At 44.0% G+C, this 14,472-nt stretch carries 14 protein-coding genes and 1 pseudogene; 9 read left to right on the forward strand and 6 right to left on the reverse strand.

The window, feature by feature from the left end; genetic code table 11:
• The first annotated feature begins 291 nt into the window (after nucleotides 1–291).
• From CDG76_RS03995 to CDG76_RS39330, 5 genes and pseudogenes are all read left to right on the forward strand, one after another.
• A complete protein-coding gene (locus CDG76_RS03995; protein ID WP_223265131.1) occupies nucleotides 292–1,509 on the forward strand; it encodes an RNA polymerase sigma factor in 1,218 nt (405 codons plus the stop codon).
• A gap of 101 nt (nucleotides 1,510–1,610) precedes the next feature.
• Nucleotides 1,611–1,775, forward strand: a complete 165-nt coding sequence (locus CDG76_RS37020) for a hypothetical protein (RefSeq protein WP_190240749.1) — start codon at nucleotides 1,611–1,613, stop codon at nucleotides 1,773–1,775.
• Nucleotides 1,776–1,921: 146 nt separating this feature from the next.
• Nucleotides 1,922–2,362 carry a beta-lactamase hydrolase domain-containing protein gene (locus tag CDG76_RS04000; protein ID WP_094347740.1) on the forward strand — a complete coding sequence of 147 codons (441 nt, stop codon included), beginning with the start codon at nucleotides 1,922–1,924 and terminating at the stop codon, nucleotides 2,360–2,362.
• A complete protein-coding gene (gene chrA, locus CDG76_RS04005; protein WP_094347741.1) occupies nucleotides 2,359–3,579 on the forward strand; it encodes a chromate efflux transporter in 1,221 nt (406 codons plus the stop codon). Before CDG76_RS04000 ends, chrA begins: the two co-directional genes overlap by 4 nt.
• Nucleotides 3,580–3,638: 59 nt before the next feature.
• Nucleotides 3,639–4,073, forward strand: a pseudogene (locus CDG76_RS39330) (glutathione S-transferase family protein); the annotation flags it as partial.
• Between the two features lie 383 nt (nucleotides 4,074–4,456).
• On the opposite strand, the gene CDG76_RS04015 reads toward CDG76_RS39330, so the two are convergent.
• The 5 genes from CDG76_RS04015 to CDG76_RS04035 all read right to left on the reverse strand — a co-directional run bounded on the left by CDG76_RS04015 (nucleotide 4,457) and on the right by CDG76_RS04035 (nucleotide 10,783).
• Nucleotides 4,457–5,764, reverse strand: a complete 1,308-nt coding sequence (locus CDG76_RS04015; RefSeq protein ID WP_094347742.1) for a CO2 hydration protein — start codon at nucleotides 5,762–5,764, stop codon at nucleotides 4,457–4,459.
• A 134-nt stretch (nucleotides 5,765–5,898) separates the two neighbouring features.
• Nucleotides 5,899–7,395, reverse strand: a complete 1,497-nt coding sequence (locus tag CDG76_RS04020; protein WP_094347743.1) for an NADH-quinone oxidoreductase subunit M — start codon at nucleotides 7,393–7,395, stop codon at nucleotides 5,899–5,901.
• Nucleotides 7,396–7,586: 191 nt separating this feature from the next.
• Nucleotides 7,587–8,300, reverse strand: coding sequence for a carbonic anhydrase (locus tag CDG76_RS04025; RefSeq protein WP_094347744.1), 714 nt, complete (start codon nucleotides 8,298–8,300; stop codon nucleotides 7,587–7,589).
• A gap of 51 nt (nucleotides 8,301–8,351) precedes the next feature.
• Nucleotides 8,352–10,229, reverse strand: coding sequence for an NAD(P)H-quinone oxidoreductase subunit F (locus tag CDG76_RS04030; protein ID WP_094347745.1), 1,878 nt, complete (start codon nucleotides 10,227–10,229; stop codon nucleotides 8,352–8,354).
• 368 nt (nucleotides 10,230–10,597) lie between these two features.
• Nucleotides 10,598–10,783: a hypothetical protein gene (locus CDG76_RS04035; protein WP_094347746.1), complete on the reverse strand. Its 186-nt coding sequence runs from the start codon at nucleotides 10,781–10,783 to the stop codon at nucleotides 10,598–10,600.
• A gap of 385 nt (nucleotides 10,784–11,168) precedes the next feature.
• Between CDG76_RS04035 and CDG76_RS04040 the strand changes: the two genes are divergently transcribed.
• Genes CDG76_RS04040 through CDG76_RS04045 form a run of 3 tightly spaced genes read left to right on the forward strand, consistent with a single transcriptional unit; the run spans nucleotide 11,169 to nucleotide 11,768 of the window.
• Nucleotides 11,169–11,408: a hypothetical protein gene (locus CDG76_RS04040; protein ID WP_094347747.1), complete on the forward strand. Its 240-nt coding sequence runs from the start codon at nucleotides 11,169–11,171 to the stop codon at nucleotides 11,406–11,408.
• Nucleotides 11,405–11,563: a hypothetical protein gene (locus CDG76_RS37025; protein WP_190240750.1), complete on the forward strand. Its 159-nt coding sequence runs from the start codon at nucleotides 11,405–11,407 to the stop codon at nucleotides 11,561–11,563. Before CDG76_RS04040 ends, CDG76_RS37025 begins: the two co-directional genes overlap by 4 nt.
• 4 nt (nucleotides 11,564–11,567) lie before the next feature.
• Nucleotides 11,568–11,768 carry a hypothetical protein gene (locus CDG76_RS04045; protein ID WP_143854019.1) on the forward strand — a complete coding sequence of 67 codons (201 nt, stop codon included), beginning with the start codon at nucleotides 11,568–11,570 and terminating at the stop codon, nucleotides 11,766–11,768.
• Nucleotides 11,769–12,123: 355 nt separating this feature from the next.
• Here CDG76_RS04045 and CDG76_RS04050 read toward each other — a convergent pair whose 3' ends face one another.
• Nucleotides 12,124–12,354 carry a hypothetical protein gene (locus tag CDG76_RS04050; RefSeq protein WP_143854020.1) on the reverse strand — a complete coding sequence of 77 codons (231 nt, stop codon included), beginning with the start codon at nucleotides 12,352–12,354 and terminating at the stop codon, nucleotides 12,124–12,126.
• A gap of 113 nt (nucleotides 12,355–12,467) precedes the next feature.
• On the opposite strand from CDG76_RS04050, the gene CDG76_RS04055 reads away from it, so the two are divergent.
• On the forward strand, nucleotides 12,468–14,360 hold the full coding sequence (locus tag CDG76_RS04055) for a pentapeptide repeat-containing protein (protein WP_094347750.1): 1,893 nt from the start codon (nucleotides 12,468–12,470) through the stop codon (nucleotides 14,358–14,360).
• Nucleotides 14,361–14,472 lie beyond the last annotated feature (112 nt).

The raw sequence follows: 14,472 nt of genomic DNA on the forward strand, positions 1-14,472 counted from the left end.
GCGCAGGGGGCAGAAGGCAGGAGGCAGTTTTTCTCTTTTCCTCGATAAAAATTTTTGGCGAGGTGTCGATTTGAGTTAGCACCGTTCGACTTACTCACAAAGGGAAACAAGGGAGGTATACCTCGATCGTACTAAACGATCAAAATTTTTGGCGGAGTGTCGATTTGAGGCAGCACCGTTCGACTTACTCACAAAGGGAAATAAAGGAGGCAACCCCATGAAATATTTGCTGCTGATTTACCTGGAGGAAAATGCCCTGAGCCAAACGCAAAAACAGACGTAAAGCAAGCGATCGCCTCCCTTTACCGGGCTGAATGGGGGCGGATCGTCGCCATCCTCATCCGGTTGGTGGGGGATTTCGATGTGGCTGAAGAAGCGGTACAGGAAGCCTTTATAGCCGCCGTGAATCAATGGCAGTCCAGCGGCGTGCCCGATCTCCCCCGTGCGTGGATCGTCAAAACAGCCCGATACAAAGCCATCGATCGCCTCCGACGGCGGACACGCCTGACGGAAAAATTGGAATGGTACGCCGCCTCCGGGTTAATCCCAACCCGCGAGGAGCCAACTTACGACACAGACGAAATTCCAGACGATCGGCTGCGGCTGATCTTTACTTGCTGCCACCCAGCACTGGCGATCGAGGCGCAGGTTGCTTTAACGCTGCGGATGTTGGGCGGACTGGAGACGGATGAAATTGCGCGCGCGTTTCTCGTGCCCACGGCAACGATGGCGCAACGGCTGGTGCGCGCCAAGCGCAAGATTCGGGATGCAGGTATTCCCTATAAAGTGCCGGACACAACCGATCTGTCTGTACGGGTAGACGCAGTGCTGACGGCGATCTATTTGATTTTTAATGAGGGCTACGCGACGACTAGGGGCGAGACGATGGTGAGGGCTGACCTTTGCACAGAAGCGATTCGGCTGGGTCGTCTCGTAAGGACGTTGATGGCACCCCAACCGCCCTCAGAAGTAACTGCACTCTTGGCGCTGATGTTGCTGCACGACTCTCGACGCGATGCCCGTTTGGATGAAGCAGGCGATCTGGTGTTGCTCGAAGATCAGGATCGTCGTCGCTGGAATCAACAGCAGATTGCTGAGGCGCTACCGCTTGTTGAAGAGGCATTGCGGGGCGAGATTGGTTCGTTTGCAGTACAAGCTGCGATCGCCGCACTACATTGTCAGGCAGCACAAGCAGAAGAAACGGACTGGTTACAAATTGTCCGCCTTTATGATTTGCTCGAACGCTTGCAGCCCTCGCCGATTGTGTCGCTGAATCGGGCGGTGGCGATCTCAATGATAGAGACTCCTCAAACGGTCCTCGAACTCATTGATGGGCTTGCTTCCCAACTTAATGACTACCATCTATTTCACGCCACCCGTGCCGAGATGCTGCGCCGCATCGGAGCCTCAGCATCAGCCGCAGAGAGCTACGCGATCGCACTCATGCTGGTTACAAATGGCAGCGAACGCCGCTTTCTGGAGCGTCGGCTGCGCGAAGTTCAGCTTTAAGGGCTTTTTAAATCTAAGCTCATCAATCGCAGCCTTTTGAGTCTTATTATTTCGTTGAAGCGATCAATTATTTATACAGTAGTGCTAGTGCTGAAAGACTGATGGCAAAACTGGGGAAATTGATGCTGCGAGAAAACCGTGATTTTCATGTCACTCAAGAAATAGAAGCCGCTTTTCGTCAGTATTCTTTCTTCAGTCAAGGCATTTGCATTTTAGGCTCAAGCACCCGACGAAAATTGCTCTATAAATCAATACAGTTCAGATAAGCCCAAAACACTTGTAGAGACGGCGATTTATCGCGTCTCAAAAACCCAAAATTTTTGCCAGTAGCCCTTAACTGAACCGTATTGCTCTATAAATAGTCTACAGAATAAACTACGATAAAGCTATCGGAATAGTGTCTTTAAAGATTATGAGCAACACTAAAAAAGTTAGTGACGACTTGAGCGCTGCTGGACAACTAACTTCTGAAGAGTTAAAACAGGCAGCCCAAGAGGGATTTAAGTCGGTACTGAACCTGCGTTCTCCCGATGAAGCAGGTTTCCTCAGTGACGAACAGCAGCAAGCTCAAGCGGCTGGACTGCAATATGCCAATATCCCATTAAAGCCTTCAGAACCAAATCAAGAGCAAACAGAGTTAGCAATTCAGGAAATTGAGAACTTACCCAAACCAATTTTAATTCACTGTGCCGCTGGAGCAAGGGCTGGTGGTATCGCCTTGATTGCCAATGCTATTAGTGAAGGTCTGACTTATGAGGAAATTAGTCAGAAAGCGCAAGAGCTTGGTTTAAACTTAGAACAACCGCACCTCAAGCAATTCCTACTTGAAAAGTATATTGCCAAGCAAAAATGACTAACTCAGCACCAAGTCGTTTGGGTGAACTCGCCAACCTGTTTTTTAAACTGGGCGTCATCGGCTTTGGGGGCCCGGTTGCCCATATTGCCATGATTGAAGATGAAGTGGTTAAACGTCGTCAATGGTTGACAAGGGAGCATTTTCTAGATTTGCTGGGCGCAACTAACCTAATTCCTGGGCCAAATTCCACAGAAATGGCTATCCATATAGGATACATCTATGCAGGATGGCTGGGGCTGATTGTGTCAGGCGTCTGTTTTATCTTACCTGCGGTTCTAATTACTGGTGGGTTTGCTTGGGTTTATGTTGCCTACGGTACTCTACCCCAAATTGCTCCTTTACTTTATGGGATTAAACCGGCTGTTTTAGCAATCATCATCAATGCCCTGTGGGGGTTGGCCAAAAAGGCTGTGAAAACTCGCCAATTACTAGCGATCGCTTTCGCTGTGGCATTGCTAACATTGTTATTGAAATTAAATGAAGTAATTGCCCTATTAGTTGGGGGATTGCTGGGTATGGTTTGGTTACATTCTGGCGATAAACACGACAAACCAGGAGATAAAGCCAACTTTCTGATTGCTAGTCTCAGCACAGGTGCAACCTTGAAAGCATCAGCTGTACTTGCTACATCGATAGCTACTGCATCTACTGTAACCAACGTTTCTTTATGGCAATTGGGTTGGTTTTTTCTCAAAGTCGGTAGTGTCTTGTTTGGTGGTGGCTACCTTTTAGTAGCTTTTCTGCAAGGGGGATTAGTTCAAGAATACGGCTGGCTGACACAACAGCAGTTATTAGATGCGATCGCAATTGGTCAATTTACCCCTGGCCCAGTACTTTCCACTGCTACGTTTATCGGTTATGTCATTGCTGGCATACCTGGCGCAATTGTTGCCACTATTGGAATTTTTCTACCTTCTTTTGTTTTTGTTGCTGCCCTAAATCCCCTAATCCCACGCTTACGAGCCTCTTCTTGGACTAGAGCATTTTTGGATGCTGTGAATGTTAGTGCTGTAGCGCTAATGGTTGTGACTACTCTGCAACTGGGGGCAGCGACTTTAACATTACCACAAGCCCCATTTGTAGATTTTCTCGGCTTGGCGATCGCGATCGTCTCAGCTATTTTAGCTATTCGCTTTCGCATCAATGCTGCATGGCTAGTCTTTGGTAGCGCCTTCATTGGCTGGGGTGCTTCACTCTTGGGCTACACTCGATGAAATTGCAAGTATTTTAGATCACTAGCAGATATTAGCTTGACTTTATACACTTGTTCGTTTTACTTTTGCGTCGTCGGTGGGGCGTAACACCAATCGGCAATCCTTTGCCACCTGACCCAGCTATTAGCCAAGAAATCCAATTTCGGGCAGAAGCGGCTGAAAGGTTGACTGATAACCGAGAAGTTGCTTTAGGAGATATCCTGAAAAACTCCGGGGTGCAAGCATTAGCAGTCAATGGCGACACAACAACCGTTAAAGAAGCGGTTGATTTTCACCTCAGATTGCTGGCTGACTATCTCATCAATTGTAATGGTGCAGCATTACCGTGGGGACGCGTGGGTGGTAAAGACAATGCCGATCCGACTGCGGCTGCGGTTGGCGCTATCACACTCGCCTATGTGAGAAATCGCATCTGTGCGCCACGGGACATGAGTGCTGGTGCTGCAACTGCATTCCGGGCAGCAGCTGATAAAGTGTTGGCATCTCTTTATTAGCGATCGCATTTCCAGGTAAATCTGGTATAAAAGAACGTGAGTTCGACAATTCTTATTTGACCTCTCCCCCAGCCCCTCTCCGACACGGAGAGGGGAGCAAAAAGCTGAATTTTTCGTTGCTCCTCCCTTTCCGTTTCGGAGAGGGAGGTTGTCCGGGAGAGGTTCATCGAACTCACGTTAAAAGAATGTAGACAATACGGTTCGGATAAGGTTTTTTGGTTACACGCCGCTAATCGTAAAGACGCGATAAATCGCCGTCTTTACAATAATCAGTCCTTTGTAGAGACGGCGATTTATCGCGTCTCTTGCCTTAACCGAACCGTATTGAGAATGTAGAGACGTAGCAGTGATACGTCTCTACAAAGGTTTTAGATGGAGATATATTATCGATAATCTTGACTTTGAATGCTCCCTAAACGAGCAGCATCACGAATATTGTAGTCAGCACGAGTAAAGCGATTTAGCTGCATTTCAAAAAAGTCTCGATTAGCTTGTAAATGCTTGGGATTTTGGTCATCTAAAGGATATAAAAGTGCAGTTCGCAAAGCTTGAATTACCGCAGAAGTGACACAATACATTGACCGTTGAAAACTCACTCCCAACTGAATCAACATATCTTCTTCACCCCGGCAATGTTGGCTGTAATAATCAACAAGATATGGTGGTAAAAAATGCAACATATCTTGCATTAATAATGTCGGGGGAATGCCAGCAGTACCCACTGGAAATACATCAGCGTAAAGAATGCCATAGTGAAAGTCTTTTTGGTCTTCTGGTACTTGACGCGCTTGAGCATTATAAGATTTTGTCCCTCGGAAGGGTGCAGTGCGATAGAAAACTGCTTCCACATAAGGTAATGCGGCTTCATATAGCCACATGAAACCCTTGGATTTGGGCACAATTTCGTAGCATTCGCCACGAATATAAACGTGATGGTAAATGGGACGACCTGCGATCGCAAATATACCATTAACTAAGAAGCTCATTGCCTCTGGGACGCTGCTAATGGTACCTTCATCATAGCGGTCTGACATTTCAAAGAATACCGGAGCCATGACTTCCCAGAATAAGCCCAGGTTAGCGTAGTATGACATCTGGCGGCACTGTTCTAAAAACATATCGGGGAACAGCTTGTAAAGTCCCAGCATTACGGGGTTCCCTTGGAAGTAAGCTTTAATTGCCCTGTCGGCGTTGGCTTTGTATTCGTCTGAATCTAGGTAAGGGTCAAATTGTCCACCCATGCCTCTGTGCCACAACATCGCCCGCATACAAGCTTCCGCAAATTCCATGTTAATGCGATCGTGCAACAAGTGATGCAATAACTTCGGCATTTTGAAAGTTTCACCCTTCTCGATAAATGCCAAAAGTTCTGGATGTGCAGTAGCTTCGCCGCGCCAAATTCGTAAATCGGCATCATCGCCAGCGTAATGATTATGCAGTTCTAAATACTCTTTGGGCAAGAAGTATTTAAAGAATGGAAGCGGGTTTAAAAATTCGCGTTCGGCAATATAAAGTAGGTCACGCCAGTAAAAATCCATCGGCACAGCATAAGCTTTATATAAACCGATGATTTGCATCAAATTTTCTGGAGTATCGGGTAACATTGCACCGCCTGCTTCTAAGCGGTGAATTACTTCGGCAAATTCGTGTTTTGAAGGAGGTAATTTAATCGCTGTTTTAATTGCTGTCATGGTAATCGTAAATTGGTAGAGACGCGATTTATCGCGTCTGGGGGATAGGTTTTGAAACGCAATTTATCGCGTTTGGGGGGATAGATTTTGAGACGCGATAACTCGCCGTCTCTACAAGTGTTTTGATGTATTTTTTATTTCAGCGCTACTTCAGAGATTACGGTTTTTTCTAAGGGGGTAATTGCAGCCACCATTGTTGTAGTTGTGGATTCACTCCAACGCACTAACCAAGTGGGTTGTACTCCTAAAAAGATGATGAAAGCTGCCAAAATTAAAGCTGGGATTTTCTCAGACCAAAGAACTTTGGGATAGTAGGCGAAGTTATCGAGTTTGCCAAAACAGGTACGGTTGAGGAGGATGACAAAATAAACTGCGGTTAATCCACTAGCGACTACACACAAAATTGTCGGGATGGGAAAGATAGAGAAACTACCTTGAAAGACGATAAATTCGGCGATGAATCCTGTTAAACCGGGAATACCTGCGCTAGCCATTCCACTTAAAACTAGTAAGGCGCTAATTAGAGGTAAACCACGTATGGGACTCATTAAACCATTGAGTTTATCTAATTCGCGTGTACCAACTTTGGCTTCTACAACTCCCACCAAGTGGAAGAGAATCGCTAGGATGATACCGTGGCTGAACATTTGGGCGACTGCACCAACAAGTGCTAAGGGAGTACTGGCGGCACCAGCTAGCAAGATATAGCCCATGTGACCGACGGAACTGTATGCTACCATGCGCTTGATATCTTTTTGAGCGATCGCAACTACTGCTCCATAGATGGCGCTGATTGCTCCCCAAATTGCCAGAGTCGGTGCAATAATACTCCAAGCATGGGGAAACATACCCAACCCAAATCGTAGCAGTCCATAGGTTCCCAGCTTTGCCAACACGCCACCGAGAAGAATGGCAATTGGTGCTGAAGCCTCAACGTAAGCATCGGGTAGCCAAGTATGGAAGGGAATTAAGGGTATTTTAATGCCAAAACCTAAAACTATTCCTGCTAGTAAAAGGATTTGTTTTGCTGTTGAAAGATTTTCGGTAGAGACGGCATCAAAAGCAAAATTGGTAGAACCACTCAGCCACACCATACCCAAGAATGTCGCCAGAATTAAGGCTCCCGAAACAGCAGTATAAATCAGGAATTTCATCCCAGCATAAGCCCGTTTCGCCCCTCCCCAAATGGAAATTAGCAAATAGAAGGGGATTAATTCTAGTTCGTAAAATAGGAAGAATAGCAGCAAATTCTCCGCCAGAAAAGCACCTGCGACTCCTCCACTAACTAATAAAATCATGGAGTAGAACAGCCGAGGACGTTCAGTTTCTTGACTACTGCTGTAAATAGAAATCCAGGTAAGCAGGCTATTTAACACCAACATCAAGATAGAAAGCCCATCAACACCTATTTGATAGCTCAAGCCAAGGGTTTCATTCCAGGGTAAATACTCTTTAAATTGCATTCCTGGATTGCTGATATCAAATTTTAGTAGGATAAACAGGTTCCAAAAGAGAACTAGCCCTGAAAAGATTAATGCTATTAAACGAATGCGATGCTTAGGTATGCTTACAGGTAATATTGCTATGATAATAGCAGCGAAAATCGGGAGCCAAATCAAGACACTTAACATGGTAATTTTGTCCTTTATTCTTTGTTATTTGTCCTTTGTCTTTTGTGCTTGATGACTTATTCTTAGCTAATGACCAATACAACTCTTGGAGAGGCTGTGCCAACGACTACGCGGTAGTTGAATCTCGACTTCGCTCGATTTGCGCGCAGTTGAAACTCAGTACAAGTGACTAATGGCAAAGGACAAAAAAACTAACTTACTATACTAATTTCTCCAGTATCTAAATCGTAATAACCACCGACTATTTTCAGTTTTTCTGCCTTGATTAACTCAGATAAAACTGACGATGATTTCAATTTTTTGATTTGCGCCAAAATATTTGCTTTACAAGCATTTTCTAACTTATCTCCTGATTTATCTTTTGAGCTTTCTACACTTGGTTTAATTGCTTCAAGTAAACTTCCAATTTGTCCAGGTACCGGATCGCCTTTCATCGCCGCTTGTACCGCACCACATCTTTCATGTCCCATTACCATGATCACTTTAGTACCTAATACTAAGCTGCCAAATTCTAAGCTACCAATTTGCTGTGTTGTGGCAATATTACCAGCTATCCGGCAGACAAATAAATCTCCAAGTCCTTGGTCAAAGACAATCTCTGAAGGAACCCGTGAATCTGCACAACCTAGAATAGAAGCAAAGGGCTTTTGACCTTTGGCAACTTCGACTAAACGTGATTGAGTTTGGTTAGGATTGCGACGTTTTGCTTTAACAAACCGATCATTTCCATCTAATAACTCTTGCAGTGCCTTATCGGGTGTAATATCATCTGGTACTGATTTTGTTTCGGCTGCAAGTAAGTTTGAACTAAGTCCGGCTGTCAATACACCTGTACCGATCGCACCTGCACCAAACTTCAATAAACCTCTTCTGGAAAGATTGATTTGGGGATGTTGTATGCTCATGAAATTCTCCTCACAATATTAAACTGTTAGCTTTTAGTAGGATAGTTACTGCTATCCAATTGTCGAGATTTGAAAAACCATATTTAAAAATTGCATTCCCCAAAATGGCCAAGTTACCCACATTCCTAAAAAACTCACTCCTAAAAGAACAGTGAGTGCATAAAACTGGGTTTGCCCAGAGTTGCTGTATTTAAGACCTTCGCCACCTAATAGCGAAAATAAACCAACGAAATTAACGATGCCATCGACTACAAAGCGGTCAATCATATCGGCAAGTTGGGAAATTTTGGCAACTCCAAAAATTATGGTCATTTTATAGAGTTTGGGGGTGTAAAAGTCGTATGCGAACAAGTCCTGCAAACCTTGCCAAGGGAGGCGAATCGGTTTAGGAATGTTGCTTAAATAAATCACGCCAGTGATACTGCAACCGAAAATACTCGACCAAATTAACAGCAGTGCGACATCTTTATTTAGGCTTGCCCAATCGGGTAAAAGTGATAAGCTTTGCAACACTAAAGGAAGATGTAGACTGACACCAAGTAAAATCATTGTTGGCACAATCATCGGCCAGTGAGCTTCAGGCGATCGCTGACTCATTTGTGTTGGTTTACCGCCAAAAACTAAAGCGAATTCTCTGGTTAAACTCACGGCTGTTAAAGCATTTACCGCGATTACTACTCCCACTAACCAAGGTTGCGTTTCCCACAACCCATCTGTTAATTTCACCAGCGCCCAAAAGCTACCCAAGGGTGGAAAACCAATTAATCCCAAAGTTCCGACGATAAAAGCGATCGCCGAAATCGGGCGGCGCGTCCACAATCCGCCTAATTGGGTAACATCTTGGGTGATGCTATTCCAGATAATTCCCCCAGTACTCATTACCAACAAGGCTGCGGATATGGCGTGAGTAAGTACTAACAATAGCGCCGCTTCGTATTGTTGCACTCCCACAGCGATGAATACTAAACCCATGTATGCACTGACAGAATAGGATTGGCAGCGTTTAAGATCGATTTGAGCGATCGCAATTAAAGAAGCACCTATGGCTGTCACCGCACCAATCGCAACCATCGCTGAGGAAGCTATGGGCGAGATGCTTAACACAGGTTGTAATTTAATCAGCACCCATGCACCACTAGCTACTACTACCGAGTTCCGCAAAATCGTACTGGGAACCGGGCCTTCCATCGCTTCATCTAGCCATAAATGCAAGGGAAATTGGGCACATTTACCCATCGGCCCAGCAATTAAAGCTAAACTTACCAGTGCCATAGTTGTCGGGTTGACGTTAGCAGTAGCCGCCCATTCAGCTAATTCTGGATAATTCCAAGTTCCAGCTAAAGGCCATAATGCCAACACGCCCATCAGCAAGAATAAGTCTCCCACCCGCTTAGTTAAAAACGCATCTCTCGCACCTGAAACTACCAAGGGTTGGCTAAACCATAAGCCGACTAGTAGATAGGTTCCCAGCGTTAGGACTTCCAAAATTACATAGCTGAAGAACAAATCATTACACAAAGCAAGGGCACATAATCCCGCTTCAAATAATCCCAATAAAGAATAGAAGCGTCCCCAACCCCAATCCATTTCCATGTAGCCGATCGCATAAATCTGCGCCAGCGAGTTCAAGCCAGTAATCACAACCAAAGCGCCGACACTGACTGAGGATATATCCAAAGCAATGGTTAAGTCTAAACCAGCCGTAGACAACCACGGAATAAATACTTCTTGGGCTGGATAATTCCAAGTTGCTTGTAAGGCGATCGCACTATGTACAAACGCCAAAAATGTCATCACCAAGTTTAGATAACCCGCCGGTCTTGGCCCCGTTTTCCGAATGATCCCTGGCGACCAAGGGACGGCTAACAAGCCACCGATTAAGGCATAGCACGGAACTAGCCAAACAGTCTCTAGTAGAAACTGAGCCATTAACTTACCTCTATATTGTCATCAAAAATTATGGGTTTTGAGTCAACTGGCGTTGATCCCTGTTAACCCAGCGATGATCTACGAGGGACGACGCCTACGCAGAACATACAAATTTATGTTTATTTAATTTTGTTAGAAACAGCTTACCGTTATATCTGTCAAAATGGAATTAGTTAATTAAATAAATTTAAGATAATAACTCTAATTATTTCTTATATAATCAACTATTTCAGTAAGGAATAATAGGTATTTATTCTTATCTATACATCAAGTGAGGGATGAATCAATAGTTATCATTAGTTTTATCAATTTATATAAATGACAAGAGACGCGATTGATTGCGTCTCTACAAATCGACTAAAGATAATTTATATTTGGGTTATTTTGTCAACCTGCCAGTGAGAGATAGTAATGGCAGGTGGTGAGTCCACTTGGCTGATGGGGGCGGGTTTCATATCTCGGTAGTCCAGGAGTTGGACTACGATGAGGTAGGCGATCGCTAAAATGATCGAAATCGCACCTGTAAGAATAGCAATTATTTTCGAGCGTTCCATCAGTATTTCCTGTAATGCAAGTTATTATGCAGTGCCTATATCCACATAATAGACTTGGCTATAGTTTATGGGCGTGAGCAAACCGCAGTTTAGCAGATAAAATATAAACAAGCTGAAAGTGACATTGAGCGATCGCCATGACAACGAAACAAGCTATCTTTGACGCTATTGAACAAAGCGAACGCTATTACCAAGAAGCCACAGAAGCTTAAGCTTACCAATATGCGTAGACGCATTCGCGCAGCGTCTCCAAGAGTTGCAGCTTGTCGTCAGATATCGCTGAAAATGGGCAAATTTATACAACAGATTATGTTCTTGACGAAACGATTACTTTCTCGCTGTTAAAATACCACCAGTCCGCTAAATTAAACGAGACATAGAGCTTATGATTACTCAAATGATGGTTCAACCTTCATTCTGGGTAGATTCTGGAATCAAACTCAGTAAAGTTAGGGACATATATTTGTTTAAATTTACTGAAGAATTACAGTCTCGACTCGAAGAATTGTCTGAGAAAAAGAAAGCTGGATTGCTAACAAGCGAGGAAGATGCTGAATTGGCAGGCATATTGGAACTTGATAGAATTTTTACCTTGCTGAATGCCAAAATCATTTCTCAATCATGACAGTTAATGATTCCACCAAAAAATTAGTCAGACAAAGAGCTAAATTTCTTTGTGAATACATTGAGTACCAAGAGACTCCAACCCATCCACTGTTACAGTTTGCAGGCATTATCAACGACGAAGAAGCTGCACAATTGCAGTCTGTGATTCATTAAAAATTTGAGCAAATTGACTCTAATGGCTGGTGAGACGGCTCTAGATGCGTCTGTTGCTATTCGCTATCTCAACGGTGATGCGATTGCCTACGGCGGCAAGCTACGCAGTTGCAAGAGTGATAGCCTTGCCAAATATCGTCCTGCCATTACCTGTTGTTGCAAAACTGTTGTTTGGAGCAGAAACGTCAGTTTTACCCCACCCTAACCCTCCCCTTGGAAAGGCAGGGCTGATTCATTCCCCAAAGAGCTTGAAAAATCAAGGGTTCTAGCGATTAAAAATTAGTTATTTTGTTACTAGCGTGCCGATGAAACCAACTATTTTACTGATATTTCAGTGCTTAAANGTTCATCTCTTCGTCACGCTTACTTACAATTTTCTTGCTAACCATCTTGACAAATCCTGTTTGAAATGGAATGAATCAGCCCTGCTTGGAAAGGGGAGGGAACCAGATTTTTTATTTCCCCGCTTTATAAGGGGGGATTAAGGGGGGTAATTTGGCTTGTGTGTACACCGTAGCCTTTTAAGAGAGATGTCAGAATATTAAGTTGCACATTGCATCTTAATATAAAAAGGCAAAAAATGAGCCTTCGATGCTCGAAGTTGACCTTCTGAGGCTCGAAGTTGACCTTCTGAGGCTCGACGTTGACCTTCTGAGGCGTTGACCTTCTGAGGCTCGACGATGACCTTCTGAAGCTCGAAGTTGACTTTCTGAGGCTCGAAGTTGACCTTCTGAGGCTCGACGTTGACCTTCTGAGGCTCGAAGTTGACCTTCTGAGGCTCGAAGTTGCACCTTTTATCCTCGAAATTGCGCCTTTTATCCTCAACCAACAAATATATCTAACCATTCCTGAATTTACAGGAGTGAGCGTGTAGTAAAATTTGCTCACCTCCGTAAAGTGCAACATGGCTTTAGACTTCTCCGGTCAAAATCTCCGAGGACGCAACTTCAAAGGTAGACAAGACCTTGCAGGTGCAAACTTTAGCTATGCCGACATCCGAGGGGCAAACTTCACCAACGCTAATTTAACAGCTGTAAACTTCAGTTATGCACAAGCTGGACTGCAACGACGTTGGGCAATTGGTGCAGTACTAGTAACAGGCTTATTGGTTTTATCCGCACTATCAAAATCTGTAATTGTAGCTTTACTAATAGCTTCACTGGTAGTTATCAGCATAGCTATGGTTGCTTCTAGATATAACTGGGCTGTTGCTCTGACTGCAAATCTGGTTTTAACTATAGCTGGTTCTATAGCTTTCGTTTTGGCTTTGATTATCTCAGCAATTGTAACTGGCTCTATATCTATATTTGATGTTGTTTTCGCTGGTAGTGTGCCAGTTGTTTTAGCGTTTTTAGGGTTTATATACTTAGCTGTAGTTGGCTCTAGAGGCGCAATTATATCTACAGCTAGAGCTAGCGTTGAAGCTGGTATTGTGCCTTTTTCCATAGCAATAGCTGACGAGTGTTTAAAGACTGCTATTACTAACACGGGTGGTACAAGTTTTGGCAAAGCTGATCTAACAAATGCTAATTTTACTGCGGCGACGCTGAAAAACACTAATTTTGCATATGCTAATGTAACTAATACTTGCTGGTTTCAAGCTAAAAGGCTTGATCGTGCTCGTGTTAGTGCAACTTATCTTGAAAAACCACAAGTACGCAAGCTAGTAATTACAAGACAAGGACAGAACAAAAACTTTGACCGTCAAAACCTGCGAGGTGTGAACTTACAAAAAGCTAACTTAGCAGATGCTAGCTTTATTAGTGCTGATCTGAGTGAAGCCAACTTGCAAGATGCCGATTTGTCAAGAGCAAAGCTCAAGCAAACCCAACTAGACGGCACAGATTTAACAGGTGCAACCCTCACCGGCGCGTACATCGAAGATTGGGGCATTACAAATACAACTAAATTGCATGGGGTGAAGTGTGAATATGTCTTTATGCGTTTACCCACCAAAGACGACCCCGATCCCCTCCGCAAACCTGATAATAAACAAGAGGTATTCGCAGACGGGGATTTTGCCGACTTTATCAAACCAATTTTTGACACCCTCGACCTTTACCACAATCAAGGCATTGACCCTCGCGCCATTGCCATAGCCTTCAAAAACCTTGCCGAAAACCATCCCGAAGCTCAGTTAGAAATCGTGGCAATGGAGAAACGCGGCGATGATAAAATCTTACTCAGAGCCAAAACCGCCGCAGGTAGCGATAAATCTCAACTGAGTGCAGAATATTTTGATGACTATAATCAACTCAAAGCTTTATCGCAGAGTCAGCAATTATTGCTGGTAGAAAAAGATAAGCGCATTATTAGTTTAGAAAATATGGTAGATACTGCTCTCAAGCAGCCGAAATTTTATACTCAAGGAGATACAAATATGTCAGATATCAGCGGCATCAATATTCAAGGTAGCAGTAATGTTAGCGGTATCGCTGGCAATAATTCTATTGCTAATCTAGGAACCATTAGCGGTAACGTGAGTATTGCCCTCAATCAGTTACCTGATGCAACCGATGCCGAAAAACCAGGAATTAAAGAATTATTGTCGCAGTTGCAAGATGCAATCATCCAATCCACATATTTGTCAGAAGAAGACAAAACCGAAGCGCTAGAACAGGTGAACACTTTGGCAGAAGCGGGTAAAACTCCCCAAGAATCCACTAAGCAAAAGACGGCGAAAACTGCAATCACCATGTTGAAAGGGATATTTACAGGCTTACCTGCTGTTGCTTCTCTGGTGGAAGCGACTAATAAATTATTGCCTGCGATCGCAAAACTATTCGGTTTGGGATAATTTAACGTGAGTTCAACAAACCTCTCCCAGCCTCCATCTAAAGCTTAATTCTTTCCCTCTCCGACTCGGAGAGGGACGGTTTTACGTAGTAAAACCAGGGAGAGGTCTTATA

The sequence above is a fragment of the Nostoc sp. 'Peltigera membranacea cyanobiont' 210A genome (assembly GCF_002246015.1).
Classification (GTDB): Bacteria; Cyanobacteriota; Cyanobacteriia; order Cyanobacteriales; family Nostocaceae; genus Nostoc.

Bases quoted from the DNA above. Each gene is read 5' to 3' on its own strand.
- chrA (WP_094347741.1), top strand. From the start codon at position 2,359: ATGACTAACTCAGCACCAAGTCGTTTGGGTGAACTCGCCAACCTGTTT.
- CDG76_RS04000 (WP_094347740.1), top strand. From the start codon at position 1,922: ATGAGCAACACTAAAAAAGTTAGTGACGACTTGAGCGCTGCTGGACAA.
- CDG76_RS04025 (WP_094347744.1), bottom strand. From the start codon at position 8,300: ATGAGCATACAACATCCCCAAATCAATCTTTCCAGAAGAGGTTTATTG.
- CDG76_RS04055 (WP_094347750.1), top strand. From the start codon at position 12,468: ATGGCTTTAGACTTCTCCGGTCAAAATCTCCGAGGACGCAACTTCAAA.
- CDG76_RS04040 (WP_094347747.1), top strand. From the start codon at position 11,169: ATGATTACTCAAATGATGGTTCAACCTTCATTCTGGGTAGATTCTGGA.
- CDG76_RS04015 (WP_094347742.1), bottom strand. From the start codon at position 5,764: ATGACAGCAATTAAAACAGCGATTAAATTACCTCCTTCAAAACACGAA.
- CDG76_RS04035 (WP_094347746.1), bottom strand. From the start codon at position 10,783: ATGGAACGCTCGAAAATAATTGCTATTCTTACAGGTGCGATTTCGATC.
- CDG76_RS37025 (WP_190240750.1), top strand. From the start codon at position 11,405: ATGACAGTTAATGATTCCACCAAAAAATTAGTCAGACAAAGAGCTAAA.
- CDG76_RS04030 (WP_094347745.1), bottom strand. From the start codon at position 10,229: ATGGCTCAGTTTCTACTAGAGACTGTTTGGCTAGTTCCGTGCTATGCC.
- CDG76_RS37020 (WP_190240749.1), top strand. From the start codon at position 1,611: ATGGCAAAACTGGGGAAATTGATGCTGCGAGAAAACCGTGATTTTCAT.
- CDG76_RS04020 (WP_094347743.1), bottom strand. From the start codon at position 7,395: ATGTTAAGTGTCTTGATTTGGCTCCCGATTTTCGCTGCTATTATCATA.